Origin of the sequence: Luteimonas sp. RC10 (assembly GCF_014192745.1) — a bacterium.
Taxonomy (GTDB): domain Bacteria; phylum Pseudomonadota; class Gammaproteobacteria; order Xanthomonadales; family Xanthomonadaceae; genus Luteimonas.
Map to the genome: position 1 here is coordinate 145,446 of NZ_JACHYJ010000004.1, position 18,132 is coordinate 163,577.

The 18,132-nt window shown below is 70.8% G+C and carries 11 protein-coding genes; 6 read left to right on the forward strand and 5 right to left on the reverse strand.

What is annotated here, in order from left to right; genetic code table 11:
- Positions 1-27: 27 nt before the first annotated feature.
- The 3 genes from zipA to ugpC form a co-directional block, all read right to left on the reverse strand.
- On the reverse strand, positions 28-774 hold the full coding sequence (zipA, locus tag FHW73_RS09150; RefSeq protein ID WP_183426396.1) for a cell division protein ZipA: 747 nt from the start codon (positions 772-774) through the stop codon (positions 28-30).
- Positions 775-787: 13 nt separating this feature from the next.
- Positions 788-4,300, reverse strand: a complete 3,513-nt coding sequence (gene smc / locus FHW73_RS09155; RefSeq protein WP_183426548.1) for a chromosome segregation protein SMC — start codon at positions 4,298-4,300, stop codon at positions 788-790.
- A gap of 206 nt (positions 4,301-4,506) precedes the next feature.
- Positions 4,507-5,595: a sn-glycerol-3-phosphate ABC transporter ATP-binding protein UgpC gene (ugpC, locus tag FHW73_RS09160; protein ID WP_183426397.1), complete on the reverse strand. Its 1,089-nt coding sequence runs from the start codon at positions 5,593-5,595 to the stop codon at positions 4,507-4,509.
- 267 nt (positions 5,596-5,862) lie between these two features.
- On the opposite strand from ugpC, the gene zwf reads away from it, so the two are divergent.
- The 6 genes from zwf to FHW73_RS09190 all read left to right on the forward strand — a co-directional run bounded on the left by zwf (position 5,863) and on the right by FHW73_RS09190 (position 13,087).
- Positions 5,863-7,278, forward strand: a complete 1,416-nt coding sequence (zwf, locus tag FHW73_RS09165) for a glucose-6-phosphate dehydrogenase (RefSeq protein ID WP_183426398.1) — start codon at positions 5,863-5,865, stop codon at positions 7,276-7,278.
- Positions 7,275-8,276 (forward strand): glucokinase, encoded by a 1,002-nt coding sequence (gene glk / locus FHW73_RS09170; protein WP_183426399.1) that lies wholly within the window; start codon positions 7,275-7,277, stop codon positions 8,274-8,276. The genes zwf and glk overlap by 4 nt, the downstream gene beginning before the upstream one ends.
- On the forward strand, positions 8,273-9,025 hold the full coding sequence (gene pgl, locus FHW73_RS09175; protein ID WP_183426400.1) for a 6-phosphogluconolactonase: 753 nt from the start codon (positions 8,273-8,275) through the stop codon (positions 9,023-9,025). The genes glk and pgl overlap by 4 nt, the downstream gene beginning before the upstream one ends.
- A gap of 73 nt (positions 9,026-9,098) precedes the next feature.
- Positions 9,099-11,015 (forward strand): phosphogluconate dehydratase, encoded by a 1,917-nt coding sequence (edd, locus tag FHW73_RS09180; RefSeq protein WP_183426401.1) that lies wholly within the window; start codon positions 9,099-9,101, stop codon positions 11,013-11,015.
- Positions 11,016-11,037: 22 nt separating this feature from the next.
- Complete coding sequence (eda, locus tag FHW73_RS09185) at positions 11,038-11,691, forward strand: bifunctional 4-hydroxy-2-oxoglutarate aldolase/2-dehydro-3-deoxy-phosphogluconate aldolase (RefSeq protein ID WP_183426549.1); 654 nt, start codon at positions 11,038-11,040, stop codon at positions 11,689-11,691.
- A gap of 163 nt (positions 11,692-11,854) precedes the next feature.
- Positions 11,855-13,087 carry an alginate export family protein gene (locus tag FHW73_RS09190; protein ID WP_183426402.1) on the forward strand — a complete coding sequence of 411 codons (1,233 nt, stop codon included), beginning with the start codon at positions 11,855-11,857 and terminating at the stop codon, positions 13,085-13,087.
- Positions 13,088-13,135: 48 nt separating this feature from the next.
- On the opposite strand, the gene FHW73_RS09195 is transcribed toward FHW73_RS09190, so the two are convergent.
- Together FHW73_RS09195 and FHW73_RS09200 are read right to left on the reverse strand one after the other, a co-directional pair.
- Positions 13,136-15,739: a hypothetical protein gene (locus FHW73_RS09195; protein ID WP_183426403.1), complete on the reverse strand. Its 2,604-nt coding sequence runs from the start codon at positions 15,737-15,739 to the stop codon at positions 13,136-13,138.
- Positions 15,740-15,984: 245 nt separating this feature from the next.
- Entirely contained in the window at positions 15,985-18,114 is a 2,130-nt protein-coding gene (locus FHW73_RS09200; RefSeq protein ID WP_255492903.1) for a glycoside hydrolase family 3 C-terminal domain-containing protein, read from the reverse strand.
- Between the last annotated feature and the right edge of the window lie 18 nt (positions 18,115-18,132).

Below are 18,132 nucleotides of genomic sequence, written 5' to 3' on the forward strand. Positions count from 1 at the left end.
GCGCCGAAGCTCGCCATCCGCGCGCGGTTACCAGCGCGGGCTGCGGGTCACCGGCGGTGCGTCGCGTTCGCGGTCCCAGGCGCGCAGTTCGTCGCGCAGGCCGGCGATGCGCTGGCGGCCCAGCGCATTGCGCTGCTCGTCGAGCAACACGCCGTCGAGCAGTTCGGCCATCCGCTCGGCGGTCGGCAGCATCGTGTCCCAGGCGTCGAGCGCACGGACCGGCGCCGGCAGGGTCAGGAAGAAGGCGATCGCCGGCGTTTCCAGGGTCTGGATCTCGGCCATCTCGAAACTGCCGGGGCTGCGGATGTTGGCGACGCTGAAGATCGGGCCGCGCTCGGGGTGGCCGTCGACGAGGCGGTGGAACACGTTCATGTGGCCGTAGGTCAGGCCGGTCTTCTCGGCCGCGACCACGATGTCCGGCCCGCGCAGCACATTGCCCGCACGCGCGGCGATGTACAGCGTGACGATCTTGTCGAAGTCGTCGGTGTTGCGCTTGCCCAGCTCGCTGTTGGGCGAGACCGTGCCGACGGTGCGATCGAGCAGATCCATCTCCGCCTGCACCGCATCGCCGTCGCCCGGCGCCTGCGCCGGTTCGCTCTCGCCCAGTTCGCGTTCGAGCTGCGCGCCGAGCGTCGGCTCGCGGCGTGCGTCCTCGGCAGGCGCGATGCGCCGCCCCTGTCCGCCGCGCGGGCGCGTCCCGAAGTACCAGATCGCCGCCATCAGCAGCGCGCCGGCGACGATGATTCCGATACGCAGCATCCACTCATCGGTCATTGGCGGTGTTCTCCTAGGCGGCGCCGGCCAGTCGCGTGGCTTCGGCAAGATCGACAGACACCAGACGGCTGACGCCTGGCTCGCGCATGGTAACGCCACTGAGTTGGGATGCGGCTTCCATCGTCGCCTTGTTGTGGCTGACGAACAGGAACTGCACCTGCTCGCTCATCTCGCGCACCATCGCGGTGAAGCGGCCGACATTGGCCTCGTCGAGCGGCGCGTCGACCTCGTCGAGCAGGCAGAACGGCGCCGGGTTGAGCTGGAAGATCGAGAACACCAGGGCCACCGCGGTCATCGCCTTCTCGCCGCCCGACAGCAGCGAGATGTTGGACACGCGCTTGCCGGGCGGTCGGGCCATGATCGCCACGCCGGTGTCGAGCAGGTCGTCGCCGGTCAGCTCCAGGTAAGCGTGACCACCGCCGAACAGACGCGGATACAGCGCCTGCACGCCCGCGTTGACCCGATCGAAGGTGTCCTTGAACCGGCCGCGGGTCTCGCGGTCGATCTTGCGGATCGCCTCTTCCAGTGTGTCCAGTGCGGCGGTGAGGTCGGCGTCCTGGGCGTCGAGGTATTCCTTGCGCTGCGCGGCCTCGGCATGCTCGGCGATCGCCGCTAGATTTACCGGCTCCAGGCGCCGCAGGCGGGCATCGAAGTCGGCGACCATCTTCTCCCAGTCCTTGGCGTTGGCGGCATCGTCCAAGCCGTTGAGCACGTCGTCGACGACGAAACCCGCCTCCACGACCTGGGCGGCAAGCTGGTCGGCGGCGATGACCAGCGCCTGCTGGTCGAGCCGGCGCTGGCTGATTGCCTCGCGCTGGGTCAGCGCCTGCGCATCGCGCTGCTGGCGGACCTGCTCGTAGGTGCGCAGTTCGTTATCGATGCCCTCGACCGCCGAGCGCGCCTGCGCCAGCGCCTGCTCGGTGCGCACGCGTTCTTCCAGCGCGACCTGGCGCTGGTCCTCGAGCGCTTCGACCGGCGAGTCGCCGCCGGCCAGCTGCGCCGACAGTTCGCCCAGACGGTTGTCGAGCTGGCCGCGCTGGCCGCCCATGCGCGCCAGCGCCTGGGTCAGCGAGGCGACCTGCGCGCGCTGCGACTCGAGCGTCAGCGCGAGCGCATGCGCGGTATCGCGGGATTCGCGCGCGGCCGCACGGGCGGCGTCGCGGGCATCGGTCAGGCTGCGGCGCTCGGCTTCGAGCGCAGCGCGCGCGGTCTCCAGGTCGCCCATGCTGCCGACCGCGTCCTCGAGCCGGGCGCGCGCCTCGCGTGCCTGCTGCGCGGCCTGGGCCAGGGTCTCGTCGAGCTGCGCGAGCTCGGCATCGATGCGCGCGATGCGGGTGCGCGCGGCCTCGACCCGGCCCTGCTGGCTCTGCACCTGGCCGGCGAGTTCGGACACGCCGCGATGCGCCAGGTACAGCGCGCGCTGCGCCTCTTCGCGCTGCTGCTCGGCGGCCAGCAGGCGGTCGCGGCCACTGGCGAGGCCGCGCTCCAGTTCGTGTTCCTGGTCCTGCAGCGCGGCGATTTCCTCGCGCAGCGCCTGGATCTCGCGCTCACGCAGCAGTGCGCCTTGCTTGGCCGCGCCCGAGCGCGACACCCGCACCCAGCCCGCGCCCAGGCGCTCACCGCTGCGGGTGATGACCGAATCGTGTTCGCCCAGCCCGGCCTGCAGCGCGCGCGCCTGGTCCAGCGTGTCGGCGACATGCAGACGCGCGAGCAGCCGCCGGATCGCCAGCGGCCCCTGCACCCGGGCCGCGAGCGAGGTCGGCGCGAACTGTGCCGACGCCTCGTCGGCGGCGACCAGCGCCAGGCGGCTCTCGCCCAGTTCGCCGAGTGCGTCGACCAGCTCGGCAGGCACGCCGTCGCCGTCGACCAGCACGCCCTCGATCAGCTGGCCCAGCGCGCTCTCGACCGCGAACTCCCAGCCGGCCTCCACGCGCAGCCGCTCGCCCACGCGCGCGGCCGAATCGAGCCCGCGCTGGCGCAGCCACTCGACCGCCGCGCCCTGCTCCTGGCCGAGCGCCGCGTGCTGCAGCGTCTCCAGCGACGCCAACCGGCCGCGGGCCTCCTGCGCGCGCTTGCGCACGCCCGACAGTTCCTCCTGCGCGACGCGCTGGGCGTCCTGCAGTTCGACCGCCGCCTCCTTGCGCGCCTCCAGCGACTCGCCCAGCGCGTCGAGGGCGGCCTTCTGGTCTTCGTGCCGGAGCTGGATGTCCTCGAAGGCCTCGTTCAGCGCATCGAGGTCGAGGCCGTCGCGCTCGGCCTGCAACTGCTCGCGCCGGCGCCCGGCTTCCAGCGCCTGGCGGTCGAGATAGTCGACGCGCGTGCGCTCCACATCACCGGCACGTGCGGCCTCGCCCTGCTCGCGGTTGTGCGCCTCCCAACGGGCCTGCCAGTCGGCGAGCGCAGTCTCGGCGTCGCGCAGCGCGTCCTGGCGGATCGCGTCCTCGTCCTGCAGTTGCGCCAGCTGCGGCTCGGCCTCGGCGATGTGCTCGTGCAGGGTGTCGAGCCGCAACTGGTCCTGGTCGATATGCGCGCCGATCTCGGCCAGTTGCGCCTGGGCCTCGTCGCGCGCCTTGAGCAGGCGCGCCGACAGTTCGCGCTGGTGCTGGATCTGCTGCTCGATCCGCGCCAGCGCGCCGCTGACTTCGTAGCTCTCGGCCTGGGCGCGGTTGAGCGCCTCGGCGGCCTCATGGCGGCGCTCGCGTCCGGTCTCGAGCTCGCGCTCGGCTTCGCGCTGCTCGGCGATCAATTGCTCGAGCCGGGTCTCTTCCTGCGCCAGACCCTCGCGCAGCGCACGCAGGCGCGAATCGAGCGTGCGCCACTCCAGCGCCTTCCACTCGGCGTCGCGGATCCTGCGTTCGGCCTGGATCGCGGTGTACTGCTCGGCCTGGCGGGCCTGGCGGGCCAGGTGCTGCAACTGCTTGCCGACCTCCTCGCGCAGGTCGCCCAGCCGCTCGAGGTTCTCGCGGGTATGCCGGATCCGGGTCTCGGTCTCCTTGCGGCGCTCCTTGTACTTGGAGATGCCGGCCGCTTCCTCAAGATAGATGCGCAGGTCCTCGGGCTTGGCATCGATGACCTGGCTGATCATGCCCTGCTCGATGATCGAGTAGCTGCGCGGGCCCAGACCCGTGCCCAGGAACAGATCGGTGATGTCGCGGCGGCGGCACTTGGTGCCGTTGAGGTAGTAGCCGCTCTGGCCGTCGCGGCTGACGGTGCGCTTGACCGAGATCTCGTTGAACGCGGCGAACTCGCCGCTGATCGTGTGGTCGCTGTTGTCGAAGATCAGCTCGACCATCGCCTGGGACACCGGCTTGCGCGCGGTCGAGCCGGCGAAGATCACGTCGGTCAGCGAATCGCCGCGCAGGCGGCTGGCCGAGGACTCGCCCATGACCCAGCGCACCGCGTCGATGATGTTGGACTTGCCGCACCCGTTCGGCCCGACCACGCCGGTCATGTTCGTCGGCAGGTGCAACGTGGTCGGGTCGACGAAGGACTTGAAACCGGCGAGCTTGATCGTGGACAGGCGCATGCGGGCGTCGGGGGCCTCATGGCGCCGGCGGGCCGGCGCCGGGTCGTGGAACGGCGGGGACGCACGCGACATCCGGCCCGGCGATGCTGACGCACGGCGGACCGCGCGCCGCGCGCGCGCAAGCGGCCAGTATAGCCAGCGACCCGGGATCGCGCCGCCGGCCCGGCACCGCGCTTGGGGCGCCGTTGGGCCGCGGGACGCCGCGCTCAGGGCACCAGGCGGGTGCCGGTCTCGGTGTCGAAAGCGTGCACGCGGCCGGCCGGAACCGCCAGCGGCAGGGTCTCGCCCGGCACCGGCACCCGGTCGGGCGGCAGCCGGGCGATCAGCGGGCGATCGCCCAGGCGTAGGTTCACGAAGACTTCGCTGCCCACCGCCTCGACCACCTCCACCACCGGCGCCAAGCCGGCGTCGGCAGCCTCGGCCGGCACCAGGTGCTCGGGGCGGATCCCCAGGTCGACCTCGCGGCCGGCCCAGGCCTCCGGCAACCCGGCCGCGCCCAATGCCAGCACCGTGCCGTCGCCCAGCGCCAGCCCCCAGCCGGCCTCACCGTGCTGCAAATGGCCGCGCAGCACATTCATCGCCGGACTGCCGAGGAAGGTCGCCACGAACAGGTTGGCGGGCTTTTCGTAAAGCGCCATCGGGGTGTCGATCTGTTGGATCTGCCCGTCCTTGAGCACCACGATGCGCTGGCCCAGCGTCATCGCCTCGATCTGGTCATGGGTGACGTAGATCATGGTGGTGCCCAGCGCGCGGTGCAGCCGCGCGATCTCCACGCGCATGCCGGCACGCAGCTTGGCGTCGAGGTTGGACAACGGCTCGTCGAGCAGGAATACCTGCGGCTGGCGCACCAGCGCCCGACCCAGCGCGACGCGCTGGCGCTGGCCGCCCGACAGTTGCCCCGGCTTGCGGTCGAGCACCTTATCGAGCTCCAGCACGCGCGCGGCCTCGGCCACGCGCGCGGCGATGTCGGCCTTGTCCTGGCCGCGCAGCTTCAGCCCGAAGGCGAGGTTCTCGGCCACGCTCATATGCGGGTACAGGGCGTAGCTCTGGAACACCATCGCGATGTCGCGATCCTTGGGCGCGACGTCGTTGACCACCCGATCGCCAATGGTCAGCGTGCCGCTGCTGATCGCCTCCAGGCCGGCGACCATCCGCAGCAACGTGGACTTGCCGCAGCCCGACGGGCCGACCAGCACCAGCAGCTCGCCGTCGGCGACCTCGAAACTGGCGCCCGCCACACCCACGTACCCGTTGGGATAGACCTTGCGTACCGCGTCGAACCGCACCTTCGCCATGGCGTCTCCCGCTGTCGGATGGATCGTGATTGGAAGCGTGTGAACGATGCCCCGGCCAGGCCGTGCATCGAGGACGCAATACGCTATTCTGGCATGTAATCGTTTACACGCCAGTCGGCGATCGCCGCAGCAACCGCGATCGCCGCCGCGCGCCCCGGCCGGTCCCTTGCTGCGCGGCGCGCTTGGCGGAGGCATTGCGGTTGCGGGCGATTGCACGACACACTTCACGATTCCCCTTTCCGTGAACACGAGGCGAACCAGGCGTCCATGCACGACACTCTGCTGCTGTTTGGCGCCACCGGCGATCTGGCGCAACGTTACCTGTTCCCGTCCCTGCTGCACCTGCTGCGCGACCGGCTGCTGCCGGCCGACTTCCGGGTCGTGGCGATCGCGCGCAGCGAACACGACGACGAGAGCTTCCGCGGCTGGCTGCGCGATCGTCTGGGTGACGACTACGAGGCCGCCACGCTGGACGAGCTGCTGCGCCGGGTGCGTTACGTGCCGGCCGACCTGTCCGATCCCGAGGCGATGGCGCAGGCGCTCTCGCCGTTCGCCGACCGGCCGGCGGTCAGCTACCTCTCCACGCCGCCCAACCTGTTCGCCTCCGCCTGCCGCGGCCTGAAGGCCGCCGGGCTGCTCGAGCCGCCGTCGCGGCTGGTGCTCGAAAAGCCGATCGGTCACGACCTGGCCAGTGCGCGCGAGATCGACGCCACGCTCAAGGCCGCGCTCGACGAGTCGCGGATCTTCCGCATCGACCATTACCTGGGCAAGGCACCGGTGCAGAATCTGCTGGCGCTGCGGCTGGGCAACACGCTGTTCGAAGCCGTCTGGGAACGGCGCTGGATCGAGTCGGTCGACATCATCGTCGCCGAGACCGCCGGCGTCGATGGCCGCGAGGGCTACTACGCCGACTACGGCGCGCTGCGCGACATGGTGCAGAACCACATGCTGCAGCTGCTCGCACTGATCGCGATGGAGCCGCCGGCGGCGATGGACCCCGACGCGATCCGCGACGAGAAGCGCAAGGTGCTGCGCGCGCTGCGGCCCATGTCACCGTCGGCCGCCAACGCCGACAGCATCCGCGGCCGCTACCGCGACGGCGTGGTCGACGGCCGCGCGGTCAAGGGCTTCAGCCACCGCGACGACGTCGAGACCTTCGTCGGCCTGCGCGCCTGGATCGACAACTGGCGCTGGGCCGGCGTGCCGTTCCGGCTGGTGACCGGCAAGCGCATGCCCTCGCGCACCACCGAGGTCGTGGTCACCTTCAAGCCGGTCACCCACTGGCTGTTCGGCGCCGACGAGCGCAAGCGCGCCCGCGCCAACCAGTTGCGCGTGCGGCTGCAGCCCGAAGAGACCATCGAGCTCGGCCTGATGGGCAGCCTGGCGGCGTCGGAATGGAGCGCCAACGAGCTGCAGCCGATGTCGCTGGACCTGGCGATGCTGCCGCCCAAGCGCCGTATCGCCTACGAGCGGCTGATGATCGACGCGCTCAAGGGCGACCAGACCCTGTTCGTGCGCGACGACGAAGTCGAGGCCCAGTGGCGCTGGATCGACAGCGTCAGCGAGGCCTGGCGCCAGGCCGGCACGCCGGTCCACGACTATCCGGCCGGGTCCTGGGGACCGGCGGAGGCCGTGCCGTTCCTGCCGCGCACCCTCACCACGCACAACGGACGCAAGTCGTGACCGACGCTTCGCTCGCCCTGCTCGCCGACATCGGCGGCACCAATGCGCGCTTCGCGCTGGCCGACACCGCCAGCGCCACGCCGCTGCAACTCGACACCGTGCAGGGCTTTGCGGTCGCCGATTTCCCATCGCTGGCCGACGCCGCCCAGCATTATCTGCAGGCCATCGGCCATGTCGGCGATGCGCGGATCCGCTGCGGCGTGTTCGCCGTGGCTGGCCGCGTGGACGGCGACGAGGCGCGCATCACCAACCACCCCTGGGTGATCTCGCGCCGGCGCACCCGCGAACGCCTGGGGCTGGACGATGTCGAACTGGTCAACGACTTTGCCGCGCAGGCGATGGCGATCCCGCTGCTGCAGCCCGGCGACTACACCGCGATCGGCGGCGTGCAGTGGGCGGTGCCCGAGCGCGCCGACACGCCGTGCACCTACGCGGTGATTGGCCCGGGCACCGGGCTGGGCGTGGGGGCACTGGTGGTACGCGACGGCCGCCACTACCCGCTCGAGACCGAGGGCGGCCACGTCAGCTTCCCGCCGGGCACGCCGGAAGAAACCCGGATCCTCGAGCGGCTCAGCGCGCAGTTCGGGCGGGTGTCCAACGAACGACTGATCTGCGGACCGGGCCTGGTCAACATCCACCATGCGCTGTGCGAGATCGCCGGGGTCGACCCGGGTCCGCTGCAGCCCTCCGACGTGACCACCCGCGCGCAGGCTGGCGACCCGCTGTGCGCACGCGCGGTGGACATTTTCTGCGCCGTATTCGGCGCGATCGCCGGCGACCTGGTGCTGACCCTCGGCGCCTGGGACGGCGTGTTCCTGACCGGCGGACTGGTGCCCAAGATGCTCGAGTCGATCCGCCACTCGGGGTTTCGCCAGCGCTTCGAGCACAAGGGCCGCTTCTCGCCGAACATGGGCCGCGTCCCGAGCCTGGCGGTGCTGCACCCGCACGCCGGCCTGCTCGGCGCGGCGGCGATCGCCGTGCGCAGGGCCGCGCCGTGACCGCCGAGCACGCCGACGGCTTTGGCAACACGGCCCGAATCGGTCACGATGGCCGCATGCACCTGCACGCTTACGACTCGGCCACCCAGTGGACCTGGGGGGCCGCGATCGCGATTTCCTCGGCGATCGCACGCGACCTGCGCGAGCGGCCGCGCGCGCGCCTGCTGCTGTCGGGCGGCAAGACGCCCGGCCCGGTCTACGCCGCGCTGTCGAAGTCGCCGTTGCCTTGGGAGAACGTCGACGTCGCGCTGGTCGACGAACGCTGGCTGCTGCCCGAGGACCCGGACAGCAATGCGCGCCTGGTGCGCGAGACGCTGATCCAGAACAAGGCGCAGCAGGCGCGGCTGGAGACGATCACGCGCGCCGGCCGTCCGTTCGACGAGGCGCTGGCGACCGCCAACCTGCATGCGCGCCAGCCGGCCGGCGTCGTGGTGCTGGGCATGGGCGACGACGGCCACACCGCGTCGCTGTTCCCCGGCATGCAGGATCTCGACGCCGCCCTGGCCGCGCCCACGCCGTACGTCGGCGTCGATGCGACCGGCTGCCCGGGCGCGCAGCGCTGGGCCCGCCGCATCAGCCTGACGCCGGCCGGCCTGGCGCCGGCGCACACGCGGATCTTGCTGATCCGCGGCGAACGCAAGCGCGCGCTGCTCGAGCAACTGTTGCGCAGCGACGACGTCCACGAGTATCCGGCACGCATCGCCTTGACCGTGCCGGGCGCAGACTTGCACGTGCACTGGTGCCCGTGATCGACGGCATCCGTGCGCCGCGTCCGCGCATCCGGACGTCCCTTCCCTCCTTTCCGTCTCATCGCCGCCGCCAATGAGCCTGCATCCCGTTCTGCATTCCGTCACCGAGCGCATCCGCAAGCGCAGCGCCGCGTCGCGTCGCGCGTATCTGGACGGCATCGCGCGCATGCGCGACGAGGGCCCGCTGCGCGGTCGCCTGAGCTGCGCCAACCTCGCCCACGGCTTCGCCGGGTGCGGGCCAACCGACAAGCTGCGCCTGCGCAACGAGCCGACGCCGAACCTGGGCATCATCACCGCCTACAACGACATGCTCTCGGCGCATCAGCCCTACGAGCCGTATCCGGAGTTCATCCGCCAGACCGCGCGCGCGCTCGGCGCGACCGCGCAGGTCGCCGGCGGCGTGCCGGCGATGTGCGACGGCGTGACCCAGGGCCGCGCCGGCATGGAACTGTCACTGTTCTCACGCGACGTCATCGCCCAGGCGACCGCGATCGGCCTGTCGCACGACATGTTCGACGCCAGCCTGTATCTGGGCATCTGCGACAAGATCGTGCCGGGCCTGTTGATCGGCGCCCTCGCCTACGGCCATCTGCCTGCGGTGTTCGTGCCGGGCGGGCCGATGACCCCCGGCGTGCCGAACAAGACCAAGGCCGAGGTGCGCGAGCGCTACGCGGCCGGCGAGGCCACGCGCGCCGAGTTGTTGGAAGTCGAGGCGCAGTCCTATCACTCGCCCGGCACCTGCACCTTCTACGGCACCGCGAACTCCAACCAGACCCTGCTCGAGGCGATGGGCGTGCAGTTGCCCAGCGCGGCGTTCATCAACCCGGGCACGCCACTGCGCGAAGCATTCACCCGCGAAGCGGTCGCACGCGCGCTGGCGATCACCGCGCTGGGCGAGGACTACCGACCGCTGGGCGAACTGATCGACGAGCGCGCCATCGTCAACGCGATCGCGATGCTGATGGCCACCGGCGGCTCGACCAACCACACGATCCACTGGATCGCGGTCGCACGCGCAGCCGGCATCGTGCTGACCTGGGACGACATGGACGCGCTGTCGCAGATCGTGCCGCTGCTGGCGCGGGTCTATCCCAATGGCGAGGCGGACGTGAACCGCTATCACGCTGCCGGCGGCAATGCCTTCGTATTCCGCGAACTGCTCGACGCCGGGCTGATGCACGACGACATCCCGACCGTCGTTGCCGGCGGCATGCGCGCCTATTGCGACGACCCCAAGGTCGACGGCGACCGCGTGGTGTACACGCCGGGCATCGCCACCAGCGCCGACGATGCGGTGCTGCGTCCGGTCTCGGCGCCGTTCGAAGCCCAGGGCGGCCTGCGCCTGCTGCGCGGCAACCTCGGGCGCGCGCTGATCAAGCTCTCGGCGGTCAAGCCGGAGTTCCGCACGATCGAGGCTCCGGCCGTCGTCGTCGATGCCCCGCAGGCACTCAACCGCCTGCATGCGGCCGGCGCGCTGCCGCGCGATTTCGTTGCGGTCGTGCGCTACCAGGGGCCGAAGGCCAACGGCATGCCCGAGCTGCATTCGCTGGCGCCGCTGCTGGGGATGCTGCAGAACCAGGGGCGGCGGGTGGCGCTGGTCACCGACGGCCGCCTGTCAGGCGCGTCGGGCAAGATTCCCGCGGCGATCCACGTCACCCCCGAGGCCGCGCGAGGCGGCCCGTTGGCCTACCTGCGCGAGGGCGACATCGTGCGCCTGGACGGCGAGGCCGGCATTCTCGAGGCGCTGGTCGATGCCGACGAGTGGCAGCGCCGCGAGGCCGCGCCCGACACCGCACCGGCGCCGACCGACTTCGGTCGCAACCTGTTCGCCTTCAACCGCGCCAACGTCTCCCCGGCCGACCAGGGCGCCCTGTCGATCTCCTGCGGACCGCCCACGATCCAGGGCGCGGTGTGGGACTACGACGCCGAGTACGATCTAGGCGCCGACGGTGCCGCCGCCGATGCGCCGCATGCCGAAAAGGACAACTGATCTCATGCCCCAAGCTTCCCCGATGTCCGACCGCCAGCAGCGCGCCGCCGAACTGCTGCGGGCTGCCGGCGTGCTGCCGGTGATCACCGTCGACACGCTCGACCAAGCACGCGCACTCGCCGACGCCCTGCTCGAAGGCGGCCTGACCACATTGGAACTGACCCTGCGCACGCCGATCGCGATCGACGCCCTGGCCATGCTCAAGCGCGAGCGCCCGGAGATCGTCATCGGCGCCGGCACCGTGCTCAATGCCGAGAACATCCGCGCCTCGATCGATGCCGGTGCCGATTTCCTCGTCACCCCGGGCACGACCCCGCGCCTGGCCGAAGCCTTGGCGCAGGCCGCCGTGCCGGCGGTGCCCGGCGCCGCGACGCCGACCGAGTTCCTCGCCCTGCGCGACCTGGGCTTCCGTAACTGCAAACTGTTCCCGGCCAACGCCGTCGGCGGCCTGGCGATGCTCAAGGGCCTCGCAGGCCCGGTGCAGGACATGCGCTTCTGCCCGACCGGCGGCATTTCCGCCGCCAACGCAGCCGAGTTCCTGGCCCAGCCGAACGTGCTGTGCGTGGGCGGCTCGTGGATGCTCGACAAGGCGTGGCTGGCAGCCGGTGATTACGCGCGCGTGCGCGAGGCCTCGGCACAGGCTGCGGCGATCGTGCGCGAGGCACGCGCCGCCTGAGGCGTCACCGTGCACGGCGCGAGCCGCCGCGCATGGAGATGGCCGTCCGAAGGCCACGGATGTCCGCTTGAAACAGCAGGCGCGCGCCTTCGCTTGACCGAGGTCATGGCAGTGTGAATGCGCGGGGTTCAACGTGTGGCCAACCCCACACGAAGACACCGACATGTCACCTTGCACCCTCCGCCGCCGCGCCCTGCCGCTGCTGCTCGCCACCCTGCCCCTGGCCGCCGTCGCTGCAGACGGCCCCGGCCCGTCCCTCGACCTGCGCTATCGCTACGAGCACGTCGAACAGGACGGCCTGGCGCGCGATGCCGATGCGCACACGTTGCGCGCACGCGTGGGCTATCTGACACCGCAATGGCACGGCTGGTCGGCGCTCGGCGAAATCGATGGCGTCGCCCACCTGGGATCGGACCGCTTCAACGACACCCGCAATGGCGAGCGCGCGTATCCGGTGGTCGCCGATCCCGATGGCGCCGCGGTCAACCAGGCCTTCGTGCGCTGGGCCTTCGGCGGCGGCAGTGCCAGCTTCGGCCGGCAGCGCATCAACCTCGGCAATCAGCGCTTTGTCGGCGGTGTCGGCTGGCGGCAGAACGAGCAGACCTACGACGCCGTCCGGCTGCAACTCGCGCCGCTCGACCGGCTCACGTTCGACTACGCGGTCATCGGCCGCATCCACACCGTGTTCGGTCCCGATGACGGCCGCTTTTCCACGCGCGCCAACCCCGCGAAGATCGGCGGCCGCAGCCACCTGCTGCAAGCGGGCCTGCGCATCGCGCCGGCACTGTCGGCGACGGCCTACCACTACCGCCTCGATCTGGACGGCATCGCGGTGTCGGCGACCGCGCCGCTGGGCACGCTGTCCAGCCACACTACCGGCCTGCGCCTGGAAGGCGCGTCCGGCGCCTGGCGCTACGCGGCCGAGATCGCCCGCCAGCGCGACCTGGGCGACAACCCCTGGGACCTCGACAGCCGCTATGCACTCGGCGAGCTGGGCTACCAATGGCGCGGCACGATGTTCAAGGCCGGCTACGAATCGCTCGGCGGCGGCGACGGCAGCGGCAACCGTGCCTTCCAGACCCCGCTGGCGACCAAGCATGCCTTCCAGGGCTGGGCGGATGTGTTCCTGACCACGCCCACCGCCGGCGTGGTCGACCGCTACGTCGGGGCGACCGTCCCGCTGGGCGGCGGCAGCCTGCAGGCCTGGTACCACGACTTCTCACCCGAACGCGGCGGCGGCGACTACGGCAACGAGGTCGATCTGTCCTACGCGCACGCGATTCCCGGCGTGAAGGGCCTCAACGGCCTGCTCAAGCTGGCGCGCTATCGCAGCGACGATGCCACGCGGACTGCCGACACCGACAAGCTGTGGGTGCAGGTGCAGTACACGTACTGAGGCGTTGAGGCCCGTGCGCGGCGGATGGACCGCCGCGCAGCAGCGGCATCAGCCCAGCGTTGTCTTGAGCGAGTCGGCGGTCGCGCGGTCGATCACGCCGGCCGCCACGGCATCGTCGATCGCCGAGGCGGCCGCGTCGGCCCATTTGCCGCCGTACCCGGCAAGGTGCTCGACCCACATCTCCAGACGTCCATCGCGCGCGAGCAGACCGATCATCTCGGCGCGGTAGGCGGGGTCGTCGTTGCGGATGAGGTTGTTGGCCAGCGCCAGTTCGAAACTCGGGCTGGCACCGTCGCGTTCGTAATCGGCCCGTGCGCTTTCGCGCTGTTGCGCAGCGTCGCCGAACAGCTCCGGCGACGCCGCCTTCGCCAGTTCGAAGGCCTGCGGATAGTTGGCCTCGAGATAATCGCGCAGCATCGCCTCGCGGCCGGAGGGCGAGGTGGGCAAAGCCGACTGGATGCCGAACAGGTCCCAGGCGAAGTTGGGATTGCTTCGCGCCAGGGCGTCGGCGAAGTCCTGCACCTGGTCGGAGGGAATCCCCGCCGCGGTCGCGAGGTCTGCGAAGGCGGCAAGATGGCCCGGCGATTCCGCGATCTCGGGATGCGCGGCGATCAACGCCTGGAATTCTTTCGCATCGAGGCCGAGGTCAGCGGCCACTTCGTGCGCCTTCTCGCCGGCGAACAGCATCTGCTCGATCACGTCGGGCGCGACACCGGCGGCCTCCAGGTAGCCGCGCAGTTCCTCGCGCGTCTGGTGCTTGTCGATGGCATCGCCGATGAAGCCGCCGAGCGTCGAGATCACGGTGCCGATCGCGTTGACCAGCACACCGGGCGCTTGCCCGCCCGGAAATGCGGACACCGCACTGCCCATGACGCTGAAGGCATCGCCGATCGCGGCGATGGCGAAGCCGACGTTGTGGTGCTCACCGGCCTTCTGCGCATTGAGCACCATCGAGGTCGCGCTCGCGACCACGCCCAGTGCGGGAGCCAGGCGTGTGGCGAAGGCCGCGAAGCGCGCCGCATCGTCACCATACTGCGCCAGCCGGCCCGCGTCGGCGAAGTGCTTGGTCGCACCGGCCAACAGGTTGAGACCGCTCTCGCCCGCCGACGCGAAGCCCTGCACCGCTTCGAGGTAGTTGCCGTCCGATCCGTTCTCGGCGGCCTTGACCGCGCCGATGACCACACCGGCTGCCGACAGTGCGCGCTGGAACGGCGAGGCGTCTGCGAAGCCATCGGCCAACTTCTTGAGCGCATCGAAATTGCCGTCGCCGGCCTGCTCGAGCAGGCGGAAGCCCTCGACGAAGCTGTCGACGCCCCCCTTGAGGTTCTTGAACAGCGAGTGCGCGTCCTTGAACGGCTCGAACAGCGCCTTGAGTTCGGCAATCGCGGCGTCGAGGTCGCCTTCGTGCTTGCCGACGATCTCGACTGCGGCGGCGCTCGAGATCCGCTCGAACAACTCGCCCTGCAAGGTATCGGCGTGCGCGGCGAACGCCTCTCCCAGCGCCGATGTCGGCGCAGCCCCGATCTCGCTCAGCAGTTCGAGTGCCATCTCGCCATGGCCCGAATCGGCCAGCCGGCCGAGCATGTCAACCACCTGCTGGGCGACCGCGGGATCGCGGATCGCGCTATCGAGCAACGCGTCGCGATGCTGCTCCACGTACTGCGCCAGTGCGTTGCCCGCCTCGATCTCGGCCGCGTAGACCTCGGCATGGCCCTCGGCGCTACGGAACGCCTCGATGAAATCGGCCTGCTGCTCCGGCGTCAGTGGCCCGGCTCGTAGCAGGAACGTGTTGAGTTCCTCATCGAGCTTGTCGACCGCCTTCTTGGCGTCGTCGTAATCCTTGCCCAGCGACTCGAGCGTCGTCGCCGCATCGTTGCTCGCCTGGGTACGCCCGACGTTGTCGATGCCCAGCCTGCCCGCGACATCCGCCCAGCCGGCGTTGTCGGCAGCAGCATGCCGAATGCCGCCCTCACTGAGCACACCACGTTCGACCGCGACGCCGAGCGCATGCGTCATGGCCTCGCGCGCAGCATCGCCATCGGCGCCGCCGAAGGCGTACGCGCCACCGGCATCGCGGCTGTAGAGCCCGTGCAGGGGCGCAACGACCGACGCGAGCAGATCGGCATCGTCCGCCAGCCGGACCAGTTCGGCGAGGTAGGCAGGCTCGGTCGCGTGCGTGCGGGCCAGCTCCGATAGCTGATAGGGCCCGCTGATCGCACCGGTGTCGAGACCGGCCGCCGCGAAATCATCCTGCGCCCGCTGGCGCTGCTGCGCCTCGATCCGCGCGATGTCCATCGGCGGCAACGCGGGGCCCGCGGTGGACGCCGCGGGCGTCGTCCCGCCCGACGTCGCCTGGTACGCCTCGCGAACATCAGCCGGCGCGCGCATGTCGACGGCCGACGCCACCGCGTCCTGTCCGAAGACATCGTGCAGGCGCGTCAGATTGCCGGCATCGAGCCGGGTCACCAGTTCGTTCAGCAGCCCCTGCCGCTCACTGGCCGGCAGCGCCTGTACGTCGCTGCGCAGCGTGTCGATCGCGGCGGCGTCCATGCCGGCGACAGCGGCATTGGCGGCGTCGCGGGACGCCCCCTGCAATGTATCGACAGCCGGCGGCAGATCGAAGGGACGGTGGGCCGAGACCTGGGCATTCATGGCGAACTCCGCGAGACGGACGCCCGGGTCTGGAGCGAATGCCGGGCCTGGAACCCGGACGGTAGCAACCGTAGGCCCGCCGCTCCACTGGGGATGACCCTAGCGCTTGTCTCCCTCCCCGGGTCCAGCGTCGCTGCGCCCTCCCCCGCATCGCGAGGGAGGGCTGGGGTGAGGTCCAGCGTCACTGCCCCCTCCCCCGCATCGCGGGGGAGGGCTGGGGTGGGGGGCGCTGTTCGCCGCGTCGTTCAGTCCAACGTGCGTTCCGGCAGGTCCAGCGTCGCCGTCTCGGCGATCTCTGCCGCCGACTGCCCGAGCGCCACGCGATAGCGGCCTGCGGGAATGCGCCAGCTCCGCGTGGTCGGGTCGTAGTCGGCGAACAGGCGCGGCGCCAGCGCCACCTCGACCTGGCGCGATTCCCCCGGCTGCAGCTCAAGCTTGTCCCAGCCGGCCAGTCGCAGCGGCGTCGGATGGTCTTCGGGCAGGTGCACGTACAACTGCGGCACCGCCGCACCGGCACGCGCGCCGGTGTTGCGGACCTCGAAGCGCGCGGTCAGACGATCGCCGTCGGCATGCACGGTCAGGTCCGACAGCGCGAACTGGGTATACGACAGGCCATAGCCGAACGCATAGCGCGGCGTCAGATCCTTGGCCGCAAACCAGCGGTAGCCGACGTTCGCGCCTTCGATGTCGTAATCGATCGCATCCTCGGGCTTCTGTGGCGGATTGAACCCCAGCCCAGGCACATGCGGCCGCGGCAGTTGCGCGACATCGACCGGCCAGGTGACCGGCAGGCGCCCGGACGGATTGGCTGCGCCGGTGAGCAGGCGTGCGATCGCCTCACCGCCGCGGATACCCGGGTACCACGCCTGCAGGATCGCCGGCACGCGATCGGCCCAAGGCAACGTGACCGGGCCATTGGTCTGCAGCACCACCACCGTCCGCGGATTGGCCGCGACCACGGCCTCGATCAGCGCGTCCTGGCCATCGGGCAGGTGCATGTCCGGCAGATCCACCGACTCGGCCGACCACTGGGTCGCGAACACGATCGCCACGTCGGCCTCGCGCGCCAGTCGCGCCGCAGCGGCGCGATCACTGCCGTCGGCGTAGTCGACGCGCGCCTGTGGGGCCGCCTCGCGCAAGGCCAGCAACGGCGAGGACGGCTGGAACATCACCGGCCCGGGCCAGGTGGTCGGCTTCACGCCCGGGACCGCGTTGGGCCCGCGCGAGGTCCAGCCGACCATCGACGAGCCGCCGCCGGCGATCACGCCGCGGTCGGCATGGCCGCCGATCACCGCGATCCGGCGCACATCGGCGCCGAGCGGCAGCAGCTCGCCGGCATTGCGCAGCAACACGGCGCCCTCTTCGGCGGTGCGCTGCGCGACCGCAAAGCCCGCCGCGTCGAGGTCGGCGTCGGGCGGCTGGCGCTGCGGCGGATGGTCGAACGCCCCGACCGCGATCAGGCTGCGCAGGATGCGATGCGCCATGTCGTCGAGCCGCGCCTGCGGCACGACCCCGGCATCGACGGCCATGCGCAGCGGGCGGTCGAAGTACACCGCCTTATCGAACACCTCGCCCGCCGACTGCTGGTCCAGCCCGGCGAGCGCCGCCTTCGACGCGCTGTGCACCCCACCCCAGTCCGACATCACATAGCCGGGGTACTTCCAGTCGCGCTTGAGCACATTGTTGAGCAGTTCGTCGTGCTCGCAGCCATAGACACCATTGATGCGGTTGTAGCTGCACATCACCGAGCCGGGCTCACCGATCTCCAGCGCGATGCGGAACGCGAGCAGGTCGGATTCGTGCATCGCGCGATCGCCGATCTGCGCACTGTGAAAGTTGCGATGCGTTTCCATGTCGTTGAGCGCGTAGTGCTTCATCGTCGAGAGCACGTGCTGCGACTGCACGCCACGGATCGACTCGCCCACCAGTGTGCCGGCCAGCAGCGGATCCTCGCCCGCGTACTCGAAGTTGCGCCCGTTGCGCGGATCGCGCTGCAGGTTGACGCTGCCGGCCAGCAGCACGTTGAAGCCCTGCCGCCACGCTTCGCGGCCCATCGTCTGGCCGCCCAGGAATGCGACCTCGCGGCTCCAGGTCGAGGCGGTCGCCGGGCCTGACGGCATCGCAGTGGCATGGTCGCCTTCGCGCGCCCCCCCGGGGTTGGTGACGCCCAGGCCCGCATCGACGAGCCCCTGGGACGGGATGCCCAGGCGCGGAATCGGGGCCACATAGCCGGCTGCGGTCAGCGCCTCGGCCGGCTTGTGCTCGCCGATCGCGAAGCGGCTGCGCAGCAACTGGAACTTCTCGTCCTGGGTCATCGCCGCAACCAGCAGCGCGGCGCGCGCATCCGGCGACTTGTCCGGATCCATCCACGGCATCGCGGCCGTCGCGTCTTG